This is a genomic window from Legionella hackeliae (assembly GCF_000953655.1).
Taxonomy (GTDB): Bacteria; Pseudomonadota; Gammaproteobacteria; order Legionellales; family Legionellaceae; genus Tatlockia; species Tatlockia hackeliae.
Genome location: NZ_LN681225.1, coordinates 777,753 through 798,151 on the forward strand (window position 1 = coordinate 777,753; position 20,399 = coordinate 798,151).

Here is a 20,399-nt window from a genome sequence, read left to right on the forward strand (position 1 = left end):
TAGTTTGTTGGGTCGTTAACCCAACAAACTAAGTTACATTAATCATTGAGTTCGTGGCGATTTTTAAAAAAATCTAACGCTTCAGGATTAGCCAAAGATTGAATGTTATTTATCGTTTCACCATGTACAATCTGGCGTACTGCAATTTCGACAACTTTGCCACTAATCGTTCTTGGGATATCTGCGACTTGCAAAATCTTTGCTGGTACGTGACGTGGTGATGCATTGTGGCGAATAACTTTGCGAATGTTATCTTCAATCGTTTCATCAAGCGCAATGCCTTCGCGCAACTTCACAAACAAGATAACGCGTACATCATCTTGCCAGTCTTGTCCAATAACAACACTATCAAGAACCTCTGGAATTTTTTCTACTTGCCGATAAATTTCTGCTGTACCAATACGAACTCCTCCTGGATTTAGAACAGCATCAGAACGACCATAAATAATCAGTCCATTGTGTCTTGTAATTTCAGCATAATCACCATGCGCCCAGATGTTATCAAAACGCTCAAAATAGGCATGCTTATATTTTTTCTTGTCAGCATCGTTCCAGAAGTAAACTGGCATCGATGGAAAGGGTTTTGTACACACAAGCTCACCTCGTTCCTCACGGATAGGTTCGCCTTGCTCATTAAACACATTCACAGCCATGCCAAGACCGAGGCATTGAAGCTCGCCTCGATAAACAGGAAGTATTGGATTGCCTAAAGCAAAGCAAGACACGATATCAGTACCCCCTGAAATAGAGCTTAGCTGCAAGTCTGGCTTAATTTGCTCATAAACAAAGTCATAATTTTTGGGCAGAAGAGGAGAGCCAGTTGACAAAATGGCTCGTAAACTTTTTAGCGAAAATTGATGGCGCGGGCTGGCTCCGGCTTTTTCTACACTAGAGATAAATTTTGCACTAGTGCCAAATACAGTTATTTTTTCATCATCAATTAGCTTAAATAATCGATTCGCATCGGGATGCGTGGGGGCGCCATCGTAAACTGTGAGTGTCGCGCCTAAAGCCAAAGTGGTGACCATCCAATTCCACATCATCCAGCCACAAGTCGTGTAGTAGAACAAATTATCATGTGGGCGAATATCGGTGTGTAAACCCAATTCTTTCAAGTGTTGTAATAAAGTCCCGCCAGCACCGTGCACAATACATTTCGGTTTACCAGTTGTGCCCGAAGAAAACAAAATATAAATCGGATGTGCAAAAGGCACGCTTTTAAATTCGCAGCGTGTTCCAGGCCTTGCAAATTGCTGCCAAGTGGTTGCATGGGGTATGGTAGTTAAATTTTGTTTACTCTTAGTAATGGGGCAAATAACCACTTTCTTTAAAGTCGGTATTGCTTTGGCTACTTCAATCACTTTCGCTGCTGCATCATGTTGCTTACCCATATAAAAATGGCCATCGCATGCAAAAAGCACTTTGGGTTCAATTTGTCCAAGTCTATCAATCGCCGCTTGAGCACCAAAGTCAGGAGAGCAGGAGGACCAAATGGCGCCTAAGGAGGTTGTGGCAAGCATGGCAATGATGGTGAATGAGACATTGGGCATAATGGCCGCAACTCGATCTCCTGCAACAATACCTGCTTCTTTCAATCCAGCGGCAACGGCCGCAACTTCCTGATGTAATTGCTTATAAGTAAGAACATGTCGCTCACCATTCTCAAGCACACTTACTATGGCTGGGTGGTCATCGTGACGGCTTAACAGTTTTTCCGCAAAATTAAAGGTTGCCCCCGAAAACCAGTTGGCGTTGATCATAAGATCATAATTATTGAGTACTTCGGTCGCAGGTGTATCAAAAGTAACTTTAAAATACTCGCAAATTGTTTCCCAAAATTGTGCCGGTTCTTTGATTGACCAATCATAGAGTTGTTGATATTGAGTAAATGTTTGTTGATATTTTTCTCCTGCAAAATTCATAAATTCCCACATTCTTGTCAATTTGGGTTCATTAGGCTGCCATACCAGTGTGTCCATCTTATTTTCCTTAAAAGCACGAATTTTAAATTAATCCAGGAGTCTTCAAATTTTAGTTTAAATCAAGGGTTGTTGCTGGGTAATACAGTGAATACCACCACCACCTGCAAAAACATCAATCGCATCGATTTGCGAAATATGATAGTTCGGGAAAAGTTTGATAAACAAATCATACGCTGCTTTATCATATTTAGGGTGACCAAAAGCGGGCATGACGATTCCCTTATTCGCCAAATAAAAATTGATGTACGACAAGGTGAGCCTCTCGCCATCCATATAAGTCGCTGGAGGTTGTTCGACAGTAAATACTTCAAGCTTTCTGCCTTTGGCGTCTGTTGCTGTTTTTAATAGCTCGAGATTTTCATGCAAAGTTTCGTAGTTAGCATCTTCTTTATCATGCGTAATCAAAGCGAGTACTTTGCCTGGGGCGATGAAACAAGCGATTTCATCAATGTGCCCATCTGTTTCATCACCGAGTAACCCTTTGTTTAACCAAATAACTTTTTCTGTGTTGAGATAATTATGAAGATAATTTTCAATCTCGACTTGGGATAACTGAGGATTACGATTGACATTAAGTAAACATTCACGAGTGGTCAGCACAGTTCCTTCGCCATCCACATGAAAAGAGCCCCCTTCCATCACTAAAGGCGCTTTGAAATGGCGAGCATGAGTTTTTTCAATCATGGCTGCGGCAATTTGATTATCTAAAGAACAATCCTCATAGTTACCACCCCAGGCATTATGAATCCAATCCACACCCGCTAATTCCTGGCTATCGTTAATTAGAAAAGTACAACCGGTATCTCTTGTCCAAGAGTCATTGAGTGGCAAACTGACAATACGAATGTCTTCGCCACAATAGCGCTTTGCAGTATCTTCATCACCTCGATTTACCAGCATGATTACGGGTTCATATTTAGCAATGCTTTTTGCTACCAACGCGTAAGCGCGTCTGGCGCGTTCAAACCCAATGGCTGCCCAGGTTTCTTGATGGCAAGGCCAAGCCATCCAACAGGCTGCATGAGAATGCCATTCAGCTGGCATTTTAAAACCCGCGTCTTTAGGTGTAATCATAATTATCCTTATTTACTATCAAGATAAGTTAGTTGGCTGAAAATACTGCGTAGCTCATTGAGATAACTTTGAATTTTTTCGCTCGGCAAATCCGCATGAATTAATTGCTTTTCATAAGATAATAACAGCCTTTTTGTATCAAAATGAGCGAAATTTAATACGTTTGTAACCGTGTCACCACTGATAAGATCCGTTATCTCAAATTGACCATCGCCAAGTAATTTCACGTCTAGTGAATTAGTATCACCAAATAAATTATGTAAATTCCCCAAAATTTCCTGGTAAGCCCCTACTAAAAAGAAAGCAATTGCATAGGGGGATTGTGGATTATAAGGAGGTAACATCAGAGTTGTATTGATGGCATCACTGCCGGTGTATTTTTTAATGGTACCGTCTGAATCACAGGTCAAATCCTGAAGAATACTATGCATGCTTGGTTTTTCATGAAGATGTGAAATAGGTGCCACTGGAAAAATCTGTTCAATAGCCCAGGCATCAGGAAGTGATTGAAAAAAAGATAAATTGCAGAATATTTTTGCCGCCATGCGCTCATTAATGGTATTTAATAATTCTTTATCTCCAGGATTGCTTTCATCCAACTGCTGTTCAATGACAAAACAAATGGCGGTAAAAAACTGCTCAACCTTGGCTTTTTCCTCAAGACTAATTGCACCATGCTTAAACATGGAATTTGATTCTTCCAACGCTAAAACCGCGTAGTTATAAATTTCACTGGGTGAATTTTCTGCCATTGTCTGGTAGGTATTCCAAATATCGCGAATCACGTGAGAGTCATTTGGTTGAATAGAAGGTAATTCGCGTGTTCGTTTTATAACTTCAACATCGGTAATGTTGGACACCAAAACGGCATGATGGGCCGTTAATGCACGGCCTGATTCAGAGATTAAATTAGGCTCAGGCAGATTTGCTTCTTCGCAAAGTGGGCGCAGGGCAAGCAAAATGTTAGTCGCATATTCTTTTATCGAATAGTTCATGGAACAGTCGGTAGAGGAATGGGTGCCTTCATAATCAACACCTAAGCCGCCCCCTACATCAATTGTAGTAATAGGCGCTTGCAAGCGACGTAATTCAATATAGTACCGACCAACTTCTTGCATACAGCGGCGAATATCGCGAATATTTGCTATTTGCGAACCTAAATGGCAATGCATGAGTTGCAAACAATCTAACGAATTATGGGCTTTTAATTGATTAATCAAATCAAGTACTTGCTCAGCATTTAAACCAAATTTGGATTTAGCACCCCCTGTGTTTTCCCATTTCCCAGCCCCCTTGGTAACGAGGCGAATACGAACGCCAATCTTGGGTTTTATATTTAAACGCGCAGACTCTTTAAGAATAATCTCCAATTCGGAACGTTTTTCAATAACAATAAAAACTTCGTGTCCCATCTGTTGAGCAATTAATGCGATGCGAATATAGGAGCTATCTTTATATCCATTGCAAACGATTGTAGAGGGGGTTTGTCCAAGCAAACCAATAACCGCCATGAGTTCAGGTTTACTTCCGGCTTCAAGGCCCACGGAATATTTAGGGGCTTTTAATAGTTCCCTGACAACACTCGATTCCTGGTTAACTTTAATGGGATAAACCAGCTTGTAAGTTCCACGGTAATCATTTTCTTCAATGGCTTCTTCAAAGGCTTGATTAAGTTTTACTACTCTATCGTGAAGAATATCTGTAAAACGAATTAACAGAGGTAACTGCAATCCAGCACGACTGGCTGCATTCACAATGGCTTGTAGTTCTACGCCGATGCTTTCTTTATTTTTGTGTACTTGAACATTGCCGCGAGAGTTAACTGTAAAATAATCCTCACCCCAGTGAGCAATATTGTATAAATTGTCTTCTGCCAATACTTTATTAATCATTAGGGAAATTCCAGGCTAGAGTTGTAAGGTTTTAAAAGCTCCTGATAAGTTTCAGGCTGGCGCTGTCTGGAAAATGGAAATAAACGACCCCAAAGGTCACGGTGACTAAAATCCAGTTCAGCAACTAATACAGCAGGTTTATCGCGTGGTGCTTGCGCTAAAACTTCTCCCATGGGGCTACTGATAAAACTGCTCCCGTAAAATTCCAGATCGTCTTCGCAACCAATTCGATTTACTGCAACAACAAAGGTGTTACTCATAATACCTTGAGCAACCATTACTTTTTGCCACATAGGTTGACTATCAAAACCTGGAGCAGTGGGCTCACCACCGATAGCCGTAGGATAAACAAGAATTTCAGTACCTTTTAAGCCATAAATTCGTGATAACTCTGGAAACCACTGATCATAACAGGTTGGTAATCCAAATTTGTGACCTACTAAAGTGTGGACTGGGTAATCAGAATCTCCTGGTTTAAAATAATAATCTTCATGGTATTTTTCACCACTCGGGATATGCTGCTTGCGCGTGATTGCAATTAGTTTGCCTTGCTCATTAAATGCTACAGCGGTATTAAAACCTGCCTTTTCAAAAAGAGACGCCGTGATAGTTACATTTGCCTTTTTTGCCATAGTTCCTACAAACTGTGCCGTAGGACCAGTTTGGATATCCTCTTGATAAGGAGTTCCATCGACATCATGCCGCGTGCAAAAATAAGGGGACAAGGTCAGCTCTTGTAAACAAACGACTTGCGCACCCTGATTAGCAGCAGATAAGATTCCTGCAGCCAAGCGCTCTTGATGCTCTTGAGGGTTCTCGCTCCATCTCTCTTGTACTAGTCCGATTTTTAATTTATTGGCGGTCATCATTTAATCCAGTAGAAAAAATGCGGTTAAGATATCACTATTAACTACGATCAAAAATAGTCTATTGGGAGAAATATGGGGATAAATTTGCAATTTAAGCAAAAGTAACAGTTGATTACGGCATTGTTACGAATAATTAGTTTTGATTGGCCAATAATGCATTCGCTACTCGGGATTGATTCTTTTTACCTAAGGCTTTGCAAATCATGTCGCCTGCGGACACAATTTTAAAAATATCAACACCTGTTTCTATGCCAAGACCATGCATTAAATACAATACATCTTCTGTGGCAACATTTCCTGTTGCACCACGAGCATAAGGACAGCCGCCTAAGCCTGCTACAGAGCTGTCGAAACGATCAACTCCACATTCGAGTGATGCAAAAATATTGGCAACAGCTTGGCCATAAGTATCATGAAAATGCATTGCCAGTTGGGAAAGGGGCATGAATTTTAATACTTCTTCAATAACTGCTTGGGTTTGCCGAGGAGTTCCTACACCAATGGTATCTCCCAAACAAATTTCATCGACTTCTAAGGCTAATAATTGCTGTGTTACTTGTGCAACTTGTTGAGGCGCAATTTGTCCCTCATAAGGACACCCAAGAACACAAGAAATGTAGGCTCTTACGCGAATATTATTTGTTTTTGCAATCTCAATCACCGGTTCAAAGCGAGTAATACTTTCAGCAATTGAACAATTAATATTTCGTTGATTAAAGGATTCACTGGCAGCGGTAAAAACAGCAATTTCTTTTACACCCAAATCTAGTGCTTTAAGCATACCGCGCTCATTGGGCACTAAGGCGGAAAAATGAATCGATTCTGGTTTTTCTATGGATAAAAATACAGTCTCACTGTCAGCTAATTGTGGAATCGCTTTTGCAGAAACAAAGCTGGTAACTTCAATGTGGCGTAAGCCACTTTGACTCAATAAATTGACCAATTCAATTTTGGTCTCAGTAGGCACGAAAGACGATTCATTTTGTAATCCATCACGTGGTCCTACTTCAACTATAGTAACTTTTTTCGGATACTTCATGGATGTCCCTGGTCAGTCTTTAAGAGCCAATAATTCAGCCCCTTCATTAACTTGTGAGCCAACGTCGTAAAATAGTTCTGCAAGCACTCCGTCACGTGGCGAATGAATGGTATGTTCCATTTTCATTGCCTCTAAAACTATTAAACTATCGCCTTCCTTCACCTTATCACCAATATTTTTTAAAATGGCGACCACGGTTGCTGGCATGGGAGCCGTGAGTTGCCCTTTTTTGGCGGTCTGAGAATCGAGGCTTTGCCAACTGAAACGCTCGATTACGACGGGGCCTTCTTTAAAATAAAAACTAATAGTTTGCATTTGATCTTCAACCAAGGCAAGTCGTGTCTTTTGACCGTCATCAATAGCAATCTGCTGATTTCCAATTAATTTAGCACGTATATTAAATTCTTTGTCCTGCAGGATTAATTGAAAAGACGATTCATCACGCGGGATAATTTTAATGTCTTCTTGCTTACCGTCAAGAAGATAACGGCGATACCAATGACTGGATAAATGCATTTGCCAGGCAAAAGTTTCGTGAAGAACAGGATCATTTTCTTTTTGTGTTAATAATAAATAATCATAACTTGCAGCCATTACGAGAGCCAATTCAGTATCTGGTGTTGGCAAATCGATGGTTTCCTGAGATAGAAAGTCCGTACTTAAATCAGCCTGCCTGAAGCGTGGATGTTGGCAAATAGCCTGCAAAAAGGAGAGATTGGTTTTTACACCACCAACAGCATATTTTTCTAATGCATTTTGTAAACGTTGCAAGGCTTGTTCACGATTTTCTCCCCATGCTATCAGTTTGGCGATCATGGGATCATAGTGCATGGTGATACTTGAGTTGACTGTGACGCCACTATCCACTCGGATGCCTTCACCCTGGGGTTCTTGTAAGAAATGCAGTTGACCAATCGATGGCATAAATCCCTGACGGGGATCTTCTGCATACACGCGACATTCAATGGCGTGTCCTTTTGCGGAAATATTCTCTTGGGAGCAGGGGAGGGACTCATTGGCAGCAATCTTTAATTGCCAGGCTACCAAATCAAAGCCGGTTATCATTTCTGTGACGGGATGTTCGACTTGCAAACGCGTATTCATTTCCATGAAATAAAAATGCGTATCGCCATCGACCAGAAATTCAACTGTGCCTGCTCCTCGATAATGAATTGAACGTGCAACTTCACAGGCTGCTTCGGCAAGTCCTTGACGTAAGGTGTCTGACAAGTTCGGGGCGGGGGCTTCTTCAATAATTTTTTGATGACGACGCTGAATGGAACAATCGCGTTCAAACAGATGAACGACTTGATCATGATTATCCGCCATAATTTGTACTTCAACGTGGCGTGGATTTAAAATAAGTTTTTCAATGAGCATGGTGTCATCAGCAAAACTTGCCATCGCTTCTCGCCGTGCACCGGCTAAAGCTTGGGTAAACTCACTTTCTTGATGAACTGCGCGCATGCCTTTTCCGCCACCGCCGCTGGCAGCCTTTAATAGCACAGGGAAACCAATGCGACGCGCTTCAATGAGTAAACGTTCATCAGTTTGTTCACTGCCATGATAACCTGGTGTTAACGGTACTGCTGTTTTTTCGAGTAATTGTTTAGCAAGTTGCTTTGAGGCCATGGCTTCCATCGCAGGGATAGAGGGTCCAATAAAAACGAGACCTGCTTTTTCACATGCTTTTGCAAACAAAGGGTTTTCAGACAAAAAACCGTATCCCGGATGAATCGCTTCTGCACCACTGGTAATGGCAACTTTAATGATGGCATCAATATTGAGATAGCTTGCTTTAGCGGGTGCTTCACCTACACAAAAAGCATTATCTGCAAGCATAACATGACGACTGTCTTTATCAGCAGTCGAATAAATGGCAACCGTATGAATCCCCATCTTTTGGCAGGTTCTAATGATTCGACAAGCGATTTCACCACGATTGGCGATAAGAATCTTATTAAACATCGAAGGTCCTAGTTCCAGTTAGGTGTTTCTTTATTCAAAAAGGCATGCAAGCCTTGTTGTCCCTCTGCGGAAACACGTTTTTTTGCAATTAAACTTGCTGTATAGTTTAGTAGTTCCTCGTTCAATATTTTATTCGCTACATTATCAACAAGGTGTTTACAGTCAGTGACGGCCTGTGGCGCAAGTTTGGTCATTTGTTCTGCAAAATTAAAACTAAAATTCCATAATTCACTGTCTGCAACAGTATAATGAACAAGCCCTAAATGCTGGGCTTTCTCTGCATCAAACGTCTCAGCGCTCATAAATAACCATTTAGCAGCACGCTCCCCAATCGCTTTGACAACATAGGGACTTATAACCGCTGGAATTAAACCCAACTTAACTTCTGAGAAGCAAAAGCGGGCTGATGAGGCAGCAATGGTAATATCGCAAGCGGCAGCAAGTCCTGCGCCTCCACCAAAAGCAGCACCTTGAACAACCGCAATCGTTGGTTTGGGACTATTGTGCAATGTGTGCATAACACGTGCTAGAACTTTAGCATCACGAAGATTTTCTTCTTCATTAAATTGGGCCATGCGTTGCATCCAGGATAAATCGGCGCCTGCAGAAAAATGCCGACCGTTGGCTCTTAATACAATAATGCGCACGTCAGGACTACTAATGGCCTCATCAAGTTTCTTTTGCAATTCTGCTAATAAATTATCATCAAAAGCATTATGTTTGTCGGTGCGATTCAACGTTAGAATACAAATCCGCTGTTGTAATTCAGTTAACAACAAATCATTCACGAGCCATCTCCTTTTGAGCTACTCTTCAGTCGCTTAACAATGCAAAAGTTAATTACATGCGAAAGACGCCAAATTGGGTTGATCCAATTGGTGCATTCAACGCTGCAGATAAACTTAAACCAAGAATTCTACGGGTGTCTTCTGGTGCGATTACCCCATCATCCCACAGTCTTGCACTTGCATAGTAGGGATTGCCTTGTGCTTCGTATTGAGCCCGTAATTCTGCTTTGAAAGCCTCTTCTTCTTCAATAGGCCAGGATGTACCTTGCTTGCTATATTTATCACGATTAACCTGAGCCAATACATTAGCAGCTTGTTCACCACCCATGACTGAAATACGTGCATTAGGCCATGTCCATAAAAAGCGCGGGCCATAAGCGCGACCACACATCGCATAATTGCCTGCCCCAAAACTGCCACCCACAATCACTGTAAATTTAGGGACGTTGGCATTAGCTACAGCAGTCACCATTTTTGCACCATGTTTTGCGATACCCGCTGCTTCATATTTGCTACCCACCATAAAACCAGTAATATTTTGCAGGAATAGCAATGGAATTTTCCGCTGAGTGCAAAGCTCAATAAAATGAGCGCCTTTAAGTGCGCTTTCTCCGAATAGAATACCATTGTTAGCAATAATACCAATGGGATAGCCAAAAAGATGAGCAAAGCCACAAATCAGTGTGGTGCCATAAAGTGCTTTAAATTCATCTAATTCGGAAGCATCAACGAGACGTGCAATCACTTCACGAATATCATAAGGCTTGCGGGGATCTGCTGGGACTATGCCATTTAACTCTTTTGGATCATAAGCAGGTTCGCGACTAGGGATGCGACAGAGTGACTCAGGTTTTATACGATTTAAATGACTTACCGCAACCCGGGCCAAATGCAATGCATGCGCATCATTTTCTGCATAGTGATCTGCAACGCCAGAGTGGCGACAATGGACATCGGCACCGCCTAATTCTTCAGCAGAAATCACCTCGCCTGTTGCTGCCTTGACTAAAGGAGGGCCTCCTAAAAAAATTGTGGCTTGATTTTGTACCATAATGGATTCATCTGCCATGGCTGGCACATAAGCACCACCCGCAGTACAAGACCCCATAACCACTGCGATTTGCGGAATATTGGCGGCAGATAATGTAGCCTGATTATAAAAAATTCGTCCAAAATGATCGCGATCGGGGAAAACTTCATCCTGTTGTGGTAAAAAAGCTCCCCCTGAATCGACTAAATAGATGCAAGGCAGATGATTTGCCTTGGCAATTTCCTGAGCACGTAAATGTTTTTTGACGGTTAAAGGGTAATAGGTTCCACCTTTCACAGTGGCATCATTAACGACTATCATGCATTCAGTGCCTGCGACATAGCCAATACCCGCAATAATCCCCGCTGCAGGTACGTAATCGTCATAAACTTGATAGGCTGCCAATTGTGACAGCTCCAGGAAAGGACTACCCGGATCCAATAATTGCTGCAAGCGTTCTCGAGGTAATAATTTGCCGTGTTTTAAATGCCTTTGGCGCGCTTTCTCATCGCCACCTTGCGCAATTTTTTTGATGAGAGTTTGTAATTCCGTAACCAGGGACTGCATAGCGGCTTGATTGGCTTTGAATTCATTGCTGCCAGGATTTATCTGACTAATAATTTTGCTCATAACTCATCCCTTAATGTATCAAAATATTACTGAGCACAATCACAAGCCATAAGCACCAGGTTAATTCAAGAAGATGAGGCATATCTTTACCTTTTACCAAGCGATAGGTAAGGGCAGGAATTGCCGCGATAATCACTGGAATAAAGACTAATAAAATTGTTTTTCTAATGGCTAGACCTAAACCACTTTGACTAAAAATAGGGGTTAACTTAACATTGATGTATGCATATAGCATATCGATATAAACAATAAGCATATGGGCGAATTTGGCAAAAACTACGACCAGAATGCTTAACACTAGGTAAATAAGACTCTGTCTAAGCATGTACATCCTTTGTTAAGTTAATCACTGTGTAGGTAATATTTAACCCTAATGATTTGTTAGAGCAGGGTTAAGAAGACTGATGACATTTGATTCTGTTATACCGCAGACAATTGCGGTATAACAGTTCTTAATCAACAGATCGCGGTTACCTTTAATTAATGCGCAAGTATGCATATTTGCTTACAGCATTTCAATAGCAAGTGCTGTCGCTTCACCACCACCGATACATAGGGAAGCAACACCACGTGTTTTTTGACGCTGTTTTAAAGCATGCATTAAAGTAACGATAATGCGAGCACCAGAAGCACCAATTGGATGACCTAAAGCGCAGGCGCCGCCATGAACGTTAACAAGCTCATCATCAAGTTCGAGTTGAGTAATAGCAGCCATAGTAACAACAGCAAAGGCCTCGTTGATTTCATATAAATCAACATCATTTGGACGCCAATTTGCTTTGTTTAAAACCTTACGGATGGCATCAACGGGTGCTGTTGTAAACCATTGTGGGGCTTGTGCATGACTAGCATGAGCAACAATGCGTGCCAAAGGTTTGATATTACGTTTTTTTGCATTCGCCGCAGTCATCAAAATAAGGCTGGCAGCACCGTCTGAAATCGAGCTTGAGTTTGCCGCAGTCACTGTGCCATCAGCCTTAAAGGCTGGTCGAAGCTGAGATACTTTTGCTAATTTACTTTCATCAGGTCCTTCATCTTTGTCAACAATAACATCGCCTTTACGACCTGCGATAGTGACAGCTGCAATTTCTTCTATAAAAGAGCCTTCTTGTTGCGCTTTCAATGCACGGGTTAATGAGCGAATAGCAAACTCATCTTGTTGTTGACGGCTAAAGTTAAAGTGCTTGGCAGTTTCTTCAGCAAAACATCCCATGAGTTGACCGCGGTCATAGGCATCTTCCAAACCATCAAGAAACATATGATCTTTGATTTCACCATGACCTAAGCGATACCCAGCGCGTGCTTTACTGAGCAGATAGGGTGCATTACTCATGCTTTCCATACCACTCGCTACTACGACATTTGCAGAACCAAGTTTAATTAAATCGTGTGCTAACATCACCGCTTTCATGCCAGAACCACACATCTTATTAATGGTTGTAGCACCTGCTGAATTGGGAATTCCTGCGTAAATCGCTGCTTGTCTGGCTGGAGCTTGTCCAATACCTGCTTGCAAGACACAACCGCTAATAACTTCATCAATATCGGCAGGGGAAACACCTGCTTGTTCTATTGCTGCACGGTGTGCAACGGCATTTAATTCGGGGGCAGATATACCTGAGAGTGAGCCCAGCATGGCGCCCATAGGTGTTCTTTTTGCGGCAACAATAACAATATCATTCTGTTCCATGTTTTCTTTTCCTTATGCAGTTTCATTAAAAAGTTCACGACCAATAAGCATACGTCTAATTTCAGAGGTACCGGCTCCAATTTCATACAACTTAGCATCACGTAACAAGCGGCCAGTAGGATATTCATTAATATATCCATTACCACCTAAAATCTGAATGGCTTGTAACGCCGTTTGTGTTGCTCTTTCCGCAGTGTACAAAATCACTCCAGCGGCATCTTTCCGACTCACCATACCCTGATCACAAGCGCGAGCAACTGTATAGAGATAGGCTCTGGACGCACTTAATTCTGTATACATATCAGCCAGTTTTCCCTGGATAAATTGGAACTCACCAATTGACTGATTAAATTGCTTACGTTCGTGGACGTAGGGAAGAACAATGTCCATACAGGCTTGCATGATACCAATTGGACCGGCTGCCAGCACAGTGCGCTCGTAATCTAGCCCACTCATCAATACCTTCACGCCTTTATTAAATTCACCCAAAACATTTTCTGCAGGCACTTCACACTCTTCAAATACGAGTTCACACGTATTTGAACCGCGCATACCCAGTTTATCAAGCTTTTGCGCGGTGCGAAAACCTTTGAATCCTTTCTCGATAATAAAAGCGGTGATGCCTTTGCTGCCGGCTTGTCTGTCAGTTTTTGCATACACAACCAAAACATCTGCATCTGGACCATTCGTTATCCACATTTTCGTGCCATTCAGAATGAATTTATTACCTTCTGCATGAGCATGTAATTGCATGCTAACGACATCCGAACCTGAGTTGGACTCACTCATGGCCAAAGCGCCGATGTGTTCTCCACTAATTAGTTTAGGCAAATAATATTGTTTTTGCCTACTGCTACCATTTAAATAAATCTGGTTAACACAAAGATTTGAATGAGCACCATAACTTAAACCAACAGAAGCGGACGCTCGCGATATTTCTTCCATAGCAATGACATGGGCAAGATAGCCCATATTCGCGCCACCGTATTCTTCGCTTACTGTAATTCCTAATAAGCCCATGTCTCCTAACTGACGCCATAAATGATTAGGAAACGCATTTTCCTCATCAATTTTGGCAGCCATTGGAGCAATTTCCTTGCTTGCAAACTGATAGACACTGTCCCGCAAGAGGTCATAGGTTTCACCAAGTTGGTATTGTAGGCCTTTAGACATAGATTGACTTCCTGTTACTTAAGCAAATAGGCTAGACTATACCCAATCAAATTCAAGTTGCAATAGAGTTCTTGTTAACAGTCATTGAAGACTGAATATAAAGAGGTCTACTTTATGAAATTTATTGCAGTTAAATAAAAAGGAAGGAGGTATTCATGCGTAAACTTGTGCTTTGGGGACATCATGCTGATGAATACCAGGAAATGTTTTCCCTCGCAGATACGGATAAGAATGCCCGTATCTTAGAATATGGTTGTGGGCCTAGCGCGGTCAATGTAGAGCTTGGCAAAAAAGGACGGCAAATTATTAGTGCTGACCCATTGTTTACTCTCGATAAAGATACTTTATATAGCAAAGTGGAATTAGTCTTTGCAGATATGATTGCCCGAGTCATCAAGGATCAGGACAAATTCGATTTTAGTTTTTATGGCAGCCTTGATGCCTTAATTGAGAAAAGACGCAAAGGGATGAAGCAATTTTTTGCTGATTATGAAAGCGGGAAAAAGGAAAATCGTTATTATGGAGTGCAAAACTACACGCTTCCTTTTGATAATTTTTCTTTCGATTTTGCCTTAAGTTCACACTATTTATTTGCTGATTTGGATGATCAGGATGTTGAGTTTCACTTGAAAGTTATCAAAGAGTTAGCACGAGTTGCAAGAGAGGTAAGAATTTTTCCACTTATCGATCGCCACAATCAACCTTCTCCATTTTTAGGTCCTGTCCTTTTAGGATTACAACAAGAAAACTATGGCGTAGAAGTCCGTGAAGTGACTTATCATTTGCAGCCTAGTGGCAATGCAATGCTACGGGTTTGGGCACAGCAATGTGAAATTTAAATTCATAATCACTCCTGCCTGTGTAGGAGTGATTATTTTTTTTCAGAATGTTATGCACCAGGTGCAATTTGCGATAGTTCTGAATCTAATTCATCTAGTTTTCGCGCCGATTGTGGCCTTAATAGCACAAAATGATCTGTAAAAAATAAATTGGCCAATCCTGCCGCAATATAACCAACTCCCAGAGTGACTAAAGCAATAGCAAGATTAGCGAGTATAAGCTTTAGGCCGCGAAAATGTTCTAATTCAGTACGCGCCAGCTTGATAGCGTTCGAGGAGCTTGTTCTGAATGTGTCATTATCCATAGTACCATTGACTAAATTTTTAAGATTATCAGATAAAGTAGTATGCAGTGCGGATGCTTGCTCAAAAGCATTTATTTGACCTCTTGTATGAAGATCGTTAACTTTTTCATTAAGTTCAAATAGCTGTAATAAAAATTGATATTGTTTAGCGTTTAAATCCCCGTTTATATCCGCAATAAAAGCATCAACATATTCTTGAGTTTTATTACCGGATTTTGCTTGTGTATTTATTTTTTTACCAAAAATCTTACTGACTATTTCAGCATTTTGAGTTATTAACCATTCATTGACTGCATCCGGATCATTGACTATTTCGCTTTCAGCAGCAAGAGTTATTTTGTCTTGCGCTAAGGCAATTTCACTAGGGGTTAATCCAGCAGCAGTTAGAGCTTCTTCATCAGGAGAAGGGTTTAAGCGAGAAGAAATAATCAATGTTTTTTTTGTGGGAATTCGTCCATCAAACATGACTTGAGGCAGGTCGGTTTTTACCCAAGTAGTATCATATTTTATAATGTAATTTTCAGGAGAGTTATCGAATATATAACTTAAGTAAGTTGAGGATATCTCCGTTAAATCCTCGGGAATTGTAGGCTCTTTATTACCTCGGAGCGTTACGAAAGGAAACCAGGTATCGCGCGCGCCGGAATTTTTTCCAGTGGATTGATAAAATGGTATGCCATCAACCACAATAATTTTTCTCTCATCACCAGAGCGTGGAGATTTGTAAATTATACTGGGGACAGGGTTTATCATAAGAAGATTGCTAAAATAACTTGTAGCATTATTATACCTACAATTCCTTATGGGCAGATTAAGAATGCGTAAGTTTTTTAGGCGCTACGATATTGGGTTTTAAACGCATTGGAAAATAAGTCAAAAATACAAGTATTGCTAAAAATACACTGATCCAGCCCATTAGATAGAAACAATCATCAAGTGCTAAAGCAGTAGCTTGCCGCGTGAGGAACACGTTGAGTTGAGCGTAGGCCTTTTTCCCTTCAACATGAAATTGTTGTGCTCGGCTTAAAAAATCGATGGTTTTTTGTGAAAAATCAGTTAAATTTTCGCCTAAACGCTCGTAATAAAAAACTTGTCTTCGATGCCATAAAATAACAAATAGTGAAGCACCTAAGCCGCAGCTTATCAGTCGTACCACATGAAAAAAATTGCTCGATTCACTCAGTTTTTGCGGATACCTTTGTACGGAAAGCTGGAAAAGAGGTGGTAAAAAAAACATAAGGGCAATACCCGCTAAAAAACGAGAATAAGCGATGCGGTTAAAGTTAATTTCTACGTTAAAGTAGGTCGTATAAAAACAAGAAATAGCAAAAAATATCAAAGATACTATAAGCGGCAATCTCGGGTCGAAACGTTTGTAATTTAAAAAAATGGGCACCCAGGCACCGAATCCCATGGTTCCGATGATAATTGCAATCCAGTTGGGGGTATAATTTACATAAAGTTTAAGCCACAAAGAAAGCAATACAACCATGCCAAAATAAATGGCAAAGAGTAAAGCGATCTGAATCATAGCAAATGAAAAATAAAAATTCTTAAGTAGTGAAAAATCAATGATAGGATGAGAGGCTGAAAGACTATACAAGATAAAGAAAATTAGCGTCAAACTCCCAACGAATAACCAAAAAGTAATTAATGAAGAGCGAAACCAATCAAGCTCTTGCCCCATTATTAATCCGCTTCCAATGAAGAGAATCCCAATAAAAAAAGAAAAATAACCAATAGAATCAAATAGTGGTTTTTCGGGCGGTCTATGAAACTCCTTAAACTTATAACTCATATAGAGTATGAGAAAGAGACATAAAGGAATGTTTGTAAGAAACAGTGCCCGCCAGTGATTCGCATAGGCAATCCAACCACCCCAGCTTGCGCCTAAAACGGGTGTAAAGGAGAAAATAATGTATAAAAAGGGCAATAATTTTGCTTGTTTTTCTGGTGTAGAAATATAGGGTATTAATGAACCTGTAATGATTAAATACAAAGGCCCAGAAGCAAGTCCTTCTAAAAGTCGATAAACAACAAAATGGAAATAATCTTGAGAAGTAGCACATTGCCACGAAAAAAAGAGCATAAGGCCCAAACAAATTAGATACAGTTGCACGGCACTAAGGCGAGTCATGCAAGGTTTGCCCAGAGGGACTGATAGCGCGTTACCAATACAATAAAAACTCACTCCATAAACACTAAGAAAGGTACTTCCACCCAAATCACCTACAATGTAGATGCCAGCCATAATCGGCAAAGTGAGATTAAAAATAACGGCAGCTAAGGACAGAAGCAAAATCGCCATAGTCATTAGCGCGACACTCCTGCGATGGATATTTTTTTAAGTGGTAGTGGAGCATGGGCATAAGCTTGTAAATTAGGATCTATATTGGCAGAAATAATAGCGGCGATGAGCTCCTTATCTCCTGTTTCTTCGCGATTAAAAATATCTGTTTTGTAAGAGGGACCCATAAATGAATTAGGAACCAGTAATCCATCTTGCATAGAGATATCAGTCGTTGCTTCAAGAGACAAACCAATTCGAAGTGGATGTTGTTTCAATTCATTGGCATCTAAAGCCACGCGTACAGGAAGTCTTTGGACGATCTTAATCCAGTTTCCTGATAAATTCTCTGGAGGTAGCAAAGCAAATGCATTCCCTGCTGCTCCTGGAAGACCCACTATCTTGCCATGAAAAACAACAGCTCTCCCATATAAATCAGAAGTGATATTAACATTTTGACCGATACGAATATGACTTAGCTGAGTTTCTTTGTAGTTGGCATTAACCCACATTTGTTCAAGTGGAATAACTGACATAAGCGGGCGATTGGGTTTGACCCACATACCAACCTGGATGGTGCGTTGAGCAACAAGTCCCTCCACTGGGGCATAGATTTTACAGCGATAAAGTTGAACCCAGGCATCTCTCACTTCCTGGGCGGCCTGTTGAACGGCAGGATGTTCAGTGATTGACGTTCCCTGTACAAAAGCGAGAATTTTTTGATAATTATCTTTGGTACTTCTTAGTGCAGCAAGACTGGCTTGTAAATCATCGGCAGCATTCTGATAATCTTCAAGTGAAATACCACGGGCTTTAATTACACCTGCGCGATGACGGTAATTTTGTTGTGCTTTCAAATGTTCTGCCCGTCTAACACCTATTTCAGCTTCAAGTCTAAAAACATCATGAAAGGCCTGACAAACTTCACGCACAGTCAGTGCTAATTTAGCCTTCGCTTTGTCTAGGGCAATTTTTGAATCTGTTTCATCCAGAGTAACAAGTAACTGTCCCTTTTTGACTAAGAAACTATCGTCAGTATAGATACCGGTAACAAAACCGCGCCGTAATGCATTAATGTTAACCTGGTTACCCTGCACATAAGCATCATTGGTAAAGACCTGAAAACGCCAGAAAAATAGCCAATAAAAGAAAAGTAGTAACAGCAAAATTAAAACTGCGATAAAAAAATAGAAGGTAGGTTTTCTTTCGTTTGTCTGCCTTTTTTCGTTCATGACTGCCTCACTAATGGAACATTAGGTTGACAGTAACCACCGCCTAACGCTTTAGTTAATTTGATAGACGCTAAATATTGATTATAAAGTAACGTTAAATTAACAAGTTTTTTTTCAATTAATTCTTCCTGGAGAGTGTAGATATCAAATTCACTGTCTAAACCTTCTCTTTGCCGTAATTGGGTGAGTTTATAGCGCTTATCCGTATAATTCAAAATACCCATTTGCTCTTTCTTTTGCTGATAAATACTTTGTGCAAATTCAAGCGTATCAAGAACTTCTTGAGCGCTACGTAATAGTAAATCATTGTAAGCAAAGATTGCGGCATCGAACTCTGCTTTGGTTGCTTTGATATTTGCTTTAATAGCGCCCGCTGTAAAAATGGGTAGATGTATGGCAGGTCTTAGTGCTGCAGTGAAACTTGAACCTCTTAAAAGCTTTTCCCAACGAGTACTTTCTAATCCTACCAAACCTATAAGGTTTACATCCGGATAATATTCAGCCATTGCTGCTCCGGTTCTAAACGCAAGTGCCTTAGCGCGCCATATTTGAGCCATCAAGTCAGGTCGACGTGCGATTAGATCGAGCGAAAGTGTTTTAGGGATCTCTAATCGTCGTGGAATATTAGGTAACTTAGGAGAAGTTGTCAGTGGGAATTCTGGATTACGCCCCGCTAAAATATTAACTAGATGTTTGTCGATGGCAATTTCTTCCTGGATGCTGCTGAGCAATTTTTTTGCTTCAATTAAATTTTCTTGAGAAGAATAGGAGGGTAATTCTCCGGCAAGGCCTGTGTTGGCCATAAGAGCTTGTAAATGAGCAATATTGCTTCGTACCTTAACAAGCTGGTCGTAAAATTGTTTTTTAGTCAGGTTAACCTGATATGCAAAATACGCTTGCGCAAGGGCTGTAGTAATCAGCAGTCGAACTTCCGCTGCTTCGGCTTGTTGTGCTTTGATTTTACCAATTGCTTCATAGAAAAGGTTATGATTTTGTCCCCAAAAATCGAAATCATAAGTAAATGAGAGTGACAAATCCAAAAGATTGACATCTAAAGGAATCGTATGATTTAAAGCACGATACAATCCATTTTTACTTAAATATTGTTTATTTTCCCTGGCATCGAAAAACAGCAATGGGAAAAGCGTGGATCGGGTAACAATGGCCTCCTGTCTGGCCATTTGCACGCGACTTTTAATTTCTTGAATCGATGGATTTGCTGCTAAAGCATCGTGAATTAGACAGTTTAATTCTGGTGAGTTGTAGGCAAGCCACCATTGCTCTTTCGGCCAGTCACCTACTGCAAAAATTTCTTTTTCTTTTAGCTTTGCGTTCACGGTATGGTTCATTTTAGGAGTTGCTTGTAAATGTTGCACTTGTTGGTGCGGAGGTAGGGCAATCCGACAGGACACTAAAAGACATAATCCGAAATATGTACCTATCTTAAGGATACGTTGCATGCCCAGAATTCCATAGTTGTAAGCGCTTAAATTAAAACTAAAAATTTAACTTTAACCTAGAATAATGCGATTGACTACAAGTAAAAGGTAGTAATAAAGAAATATAACTTGTCTACAACTTAAGGTATGATGCACTGCTTT

General features: G+C 40.7%; 16 protein-coding genes. 1 reads left to right on the plus strand and 15 read right to left on the minus strand.

Annotated features, from left to right (window positions below; translation table 11 throughout):
• Positions 1-38: 38 nt before the first annotated feature.
• From LHA_RS03625 to LHA_RS03675, 11 genes are all read right to left on the minus strand, one after another.
• Positions 39-1,979 carry an acetoacetate--CoA ligase gene (locus LHA_RS03625; RefSeq protein ID WP_045105323.1) on the minus strand — a complete coding sequence of 647 codons (1,941 nt, stop codon included), beginning with the start codon at positions 1,977-1,979 and terminating at the stop codon, positions 39-41.
• Between the two features lie 57 nt (positions 1,980-2,036).
• Positions 2,037-3,056: an agmatine deiminase family protein gene (locus LHA_RS03630; protein WP_172480823.1), complete on the minus strand. Its 1,020-nt coding sequence runs from the start codon at positions 3,054-3,056 to the stop codon at positions 2,037-2,039.
• Positions 3,057-3,064: 8 nt separating this feature from the next.
• Positions 3,065-4,948, minus strand: coding sequence for a biosynthetic arginine decarboxylase (gene speA / locus LHA_RS03635; RefSeq protein WP_045105324.1), 1,884 nt, complete (start codon positions 4,946-4,948; stop codon positions 3,065-3,067).
• Complete coding sequence (locus LHA_RS03640) at positions 4,948-5,814, minus strand: carbon-nitrogen hydrolase (RefSeq protein ID WP_045105325.1); 867 nt, start codon at positions 5,812-5,814, stop codon at positions 4,948-4,950. Before LHA_RS03640 ends, speA begins: the two co-directional genes overlap by 1 nt.
• Positions 5,815-5,950: 136 nt before the next feature.
• Positions 5,951-6,856, minus strand: a complete 906-nt coding sequence (locus tag LHA_RS03645) for a hydroxymethylglutaryl-CoA lyase (RefSeq protein ID WP_045105326.1) — start codon at positions 6,854-6,856, stop codon at positions 5,951-5,953.
• A gap of 12 nt (positions 6,857-6,868) precedes the next feature.
• Positions 6,869-8,824, minus strand: a complete 1,956-nt coding sequence (locus LHA_RS03650; RefSeq protein ID WP_045105327.1) for an acetyl/propionyl/methylcrotonyl-CoA carboxylase subunit alpha — start codon at positions 8,822-8,824, stop codon at positions 6,869-6,871.
• Positions 8,825-8,832: 8 nt separating this feature from the next.
• Positions 8,833-9,612: an enoyl-CoA hydratase-related protein gene (locus tag LHA_RS03655; RefSeq protein WP_045105328.1), complete on the minus strand. Its 780-nt coding sequence runs from the start codon at positions 9,610-9,612 to the stop codon at positions 8,833-8,835.
• 52 nt (positions 9,613-9,664) lie between these two features.
• Complete coding sequence (locus LHA_RS03660) at positions 9,665-11,272, minus strand: carboxyl transferase domain-containing protein (RefSeq protein ID WP_045105329.1); 1,608 nt, start codon at positions 11,270-11,272, stop codon at positions 9,665-9,667.
• Positions 11,273-11,282: 10 nt separating this feature from the next.
• A complete protein-coding gene (locus tag LHA_RS03665) occupies positions 11,283-11,597 on the minus strand; it encodes a hypothetical protein (RefSeq protein WP_045105330.1) in 315 nt (104 codons plus the stop codon).
• Between the two features lie 180 nt (positions 11,598-11,777).
• Complete coding sequence (locus LHA_RS03670) at positions 11,778-12,962, minus strand: thiolase family protein (protein WP_045105331.1); 1,185 nt, start codon at positions 12,960-12,962, stop codon at positions 11,778-11,780.
• A gap of 12 nt (positions 12,963-12,974) precedes the next feature.
• The gene (locus LHA_RS03675) at positions 12,975-14,135 is read right to left on the minus strand and encodes an isovaleryl-CoA dehydrogenase (protein WP_045105332.1); all 1,161 of its coding nucleotides are present in this window, start codon (positions 14,133-14,135) and stop codon (positions 12,975-12,977) included.
• A gap of 155 nt (positions 14,136-14,290) precedes the next feature.
• Here LHA_RS03675 and LHA_RS03680 point away from each other — a divergent pair, with 155 nt between their 5' ends.
• Entirely contained in the window at positions 14,291-14,974 is a 684-nt protein-coding gene (locus LHA_RS03680; protein WP_045105333.1) for a hypothetical protein, read from the plus strand.
• A gap of 50 nt (positions 14,975-15,024) precedes the next feature.
• On the opposite strand, the gene LHA_RS03685 is transcribed toward LHA_RS03680, so the two are convergent.
• The 4 genes from LHA_RS03685 to LHA_RS03700 are packed head-to-tail and all read right to left on the minus strand — an operon-like array spanning position 15,025 to position 20,258.
• A complete protein-coding gene (locus LHA_RS03685; RefSeq protein ID WP_045105334.1) occupies positions 15,025-16,032 on the minus strand; it encodes a hypothetical protein in 1,008 nt (335 codons plus the stop codon).
• A 58-nt stretch (positions 16,033-16,090) separates the two neighbouring features.
• Positions 16,091-17,593 carry an MFS transporter gene (locus LHA_RS03690; RefSeq protein ID WP_045105335.1) on the minus strand — a complete coding sequence of 501 codons (1,503 nt, stop codon included), beginning with the start codon at positions 17,591-17,593 and terminating at the stop codon, positions 16,091-16,093.
• Positions 17,593-18,798 carry an HlyD family secretion protein gene (locus tag LHA_RS03695; RefSeq protein WP_045105336.1) on the minus strand — a complete coding sequence of 402 codons (1,206 nt, stop codon included), beginning with the start codon at positions 18,796-18,798 and terminating at the stop codon, positions 17,593-17,595. The genes LHA_RS03690 and LHA_RS03695 overlap by 1 nt, the downstream gene beginning before the upstream one ends.
• Entirely contained in the window at positions 18,795-20,258 is a 1,464-nt protein-coding gene (locus LHA_RS03700) for an efflux transporter outer membrane subunit (protein ID WP_045105337.1), read from the minus strand. Before LHA_RS03700 ends, LHA_RS03695 begins: the two co-directional genes overlap by 4 nt.
• Between the last annotated feature and the right edge of the window lie 141 nt (positions 20,259-20,399).

Bases quoted from the DNA above. Each gene is read 5' to 3' on its own strand.
- LHA_RS03670 (WP_045105331.1), bottom strand. From the start codon at position 12,962: ATGGAACAGAATGATATTGTTATTGTTGCCGCAAAAAGAACACCTATG.
- LHA_RS03660 (WP_045105329.1), bottom strand. From the start codon at position 11,272: ATGAGCAAAATTATTAGTCAGATAAATCCTGGCAGCAATGAATTCAAA.
- LHA_RS03665 (WP_045105330.1), bottom strand. From the start codon at position 11,597: ATGCTTAGACAGAGTCTTATTTACCTAGTGTTAAGCATTCTGGTCGTA.
- LHA_RS03630 (WP_172480823.1), bottom strand. From the start codon at position 3,056: ATGATTACACCTAAAGACGCGGGTTTTAAAATGCCAGCTGAATGGCAT.
- LHA_RS03640 (WP_045105325.1), bottom strand. From the start codon at position 5,814: ATGACCGCCAATAAATTAAAAATCGGACTAGTACAAGAGAGATGGAGC.
- LHA_RS03690 (WP_045105335.1), bottom strand. From the start codon at position 17,593: ATGACTATGGCGATTTTGCTTCTGTCCTTAGCTGCCGTTATTTTTAAT.
- LHA_RS03650 (WP_045105327.1), bottom strand. From the start codon at position 8,824: ATGTTTAATAAGATTCTTATCGCCAATCGTGGTGAAATCGCTTGTCGA.
- LHA_RS03645 (WP_045105326.1), bottom strand. From the start codon at position 6,856: ATGAAGTATCCGAAAAAAGTTACTATAGTTGAAGTAGGACCACGTGAT.
- LHA_RS03680 (WP_045105333.1), top strand. From the start codon at position 14,291: ATGCGTAAACTTGTGCTTTGGGGACATCATGCTGATGAATACCAGGAA.
- speA (WP_045105324.1), bottom strand. From the start codon at position 4,948: ATGATTAATAAAGTATTGGCAGAAGACAATTTATACAATATTGCTCAC.
- LHA_RS03695 (WP_045105336.1), bottom strand. From the start codon at position 18,798: ATGAACGAAAAAAGGCAGACAAACGAAAGAAAACCTACCTTCTATTTT.
- LHA_RS03625 (WP_045105323.1), bottom strand. From the start codon at position 1,979: ATGGACACACTGGTATGGCAGCCTAATGAACCCAAATTGACAAGAATG.
- LHA_RS03675 (WP_045105332.1), bottom strand. From the start codon at position 14,135: ATGTCTAAAGGCCTACAATACCAACTTGGTGAAACCTATGACCTCTTG.
- LHA_RS03685 (WP_045105334.1), bottom strand. From the start codon at position 16,032: ATGATAAACCCTGTCCCCAGTATAATTTACAAATCTCCACGCTCTGGT.
- LHA_RS03700 (WP_045105337.1), bottom strand. From the start codon at position 20,258: ATGCAACGTATCCTTAAGATAGGTACATATTTCGGATTATGTCTTTTA.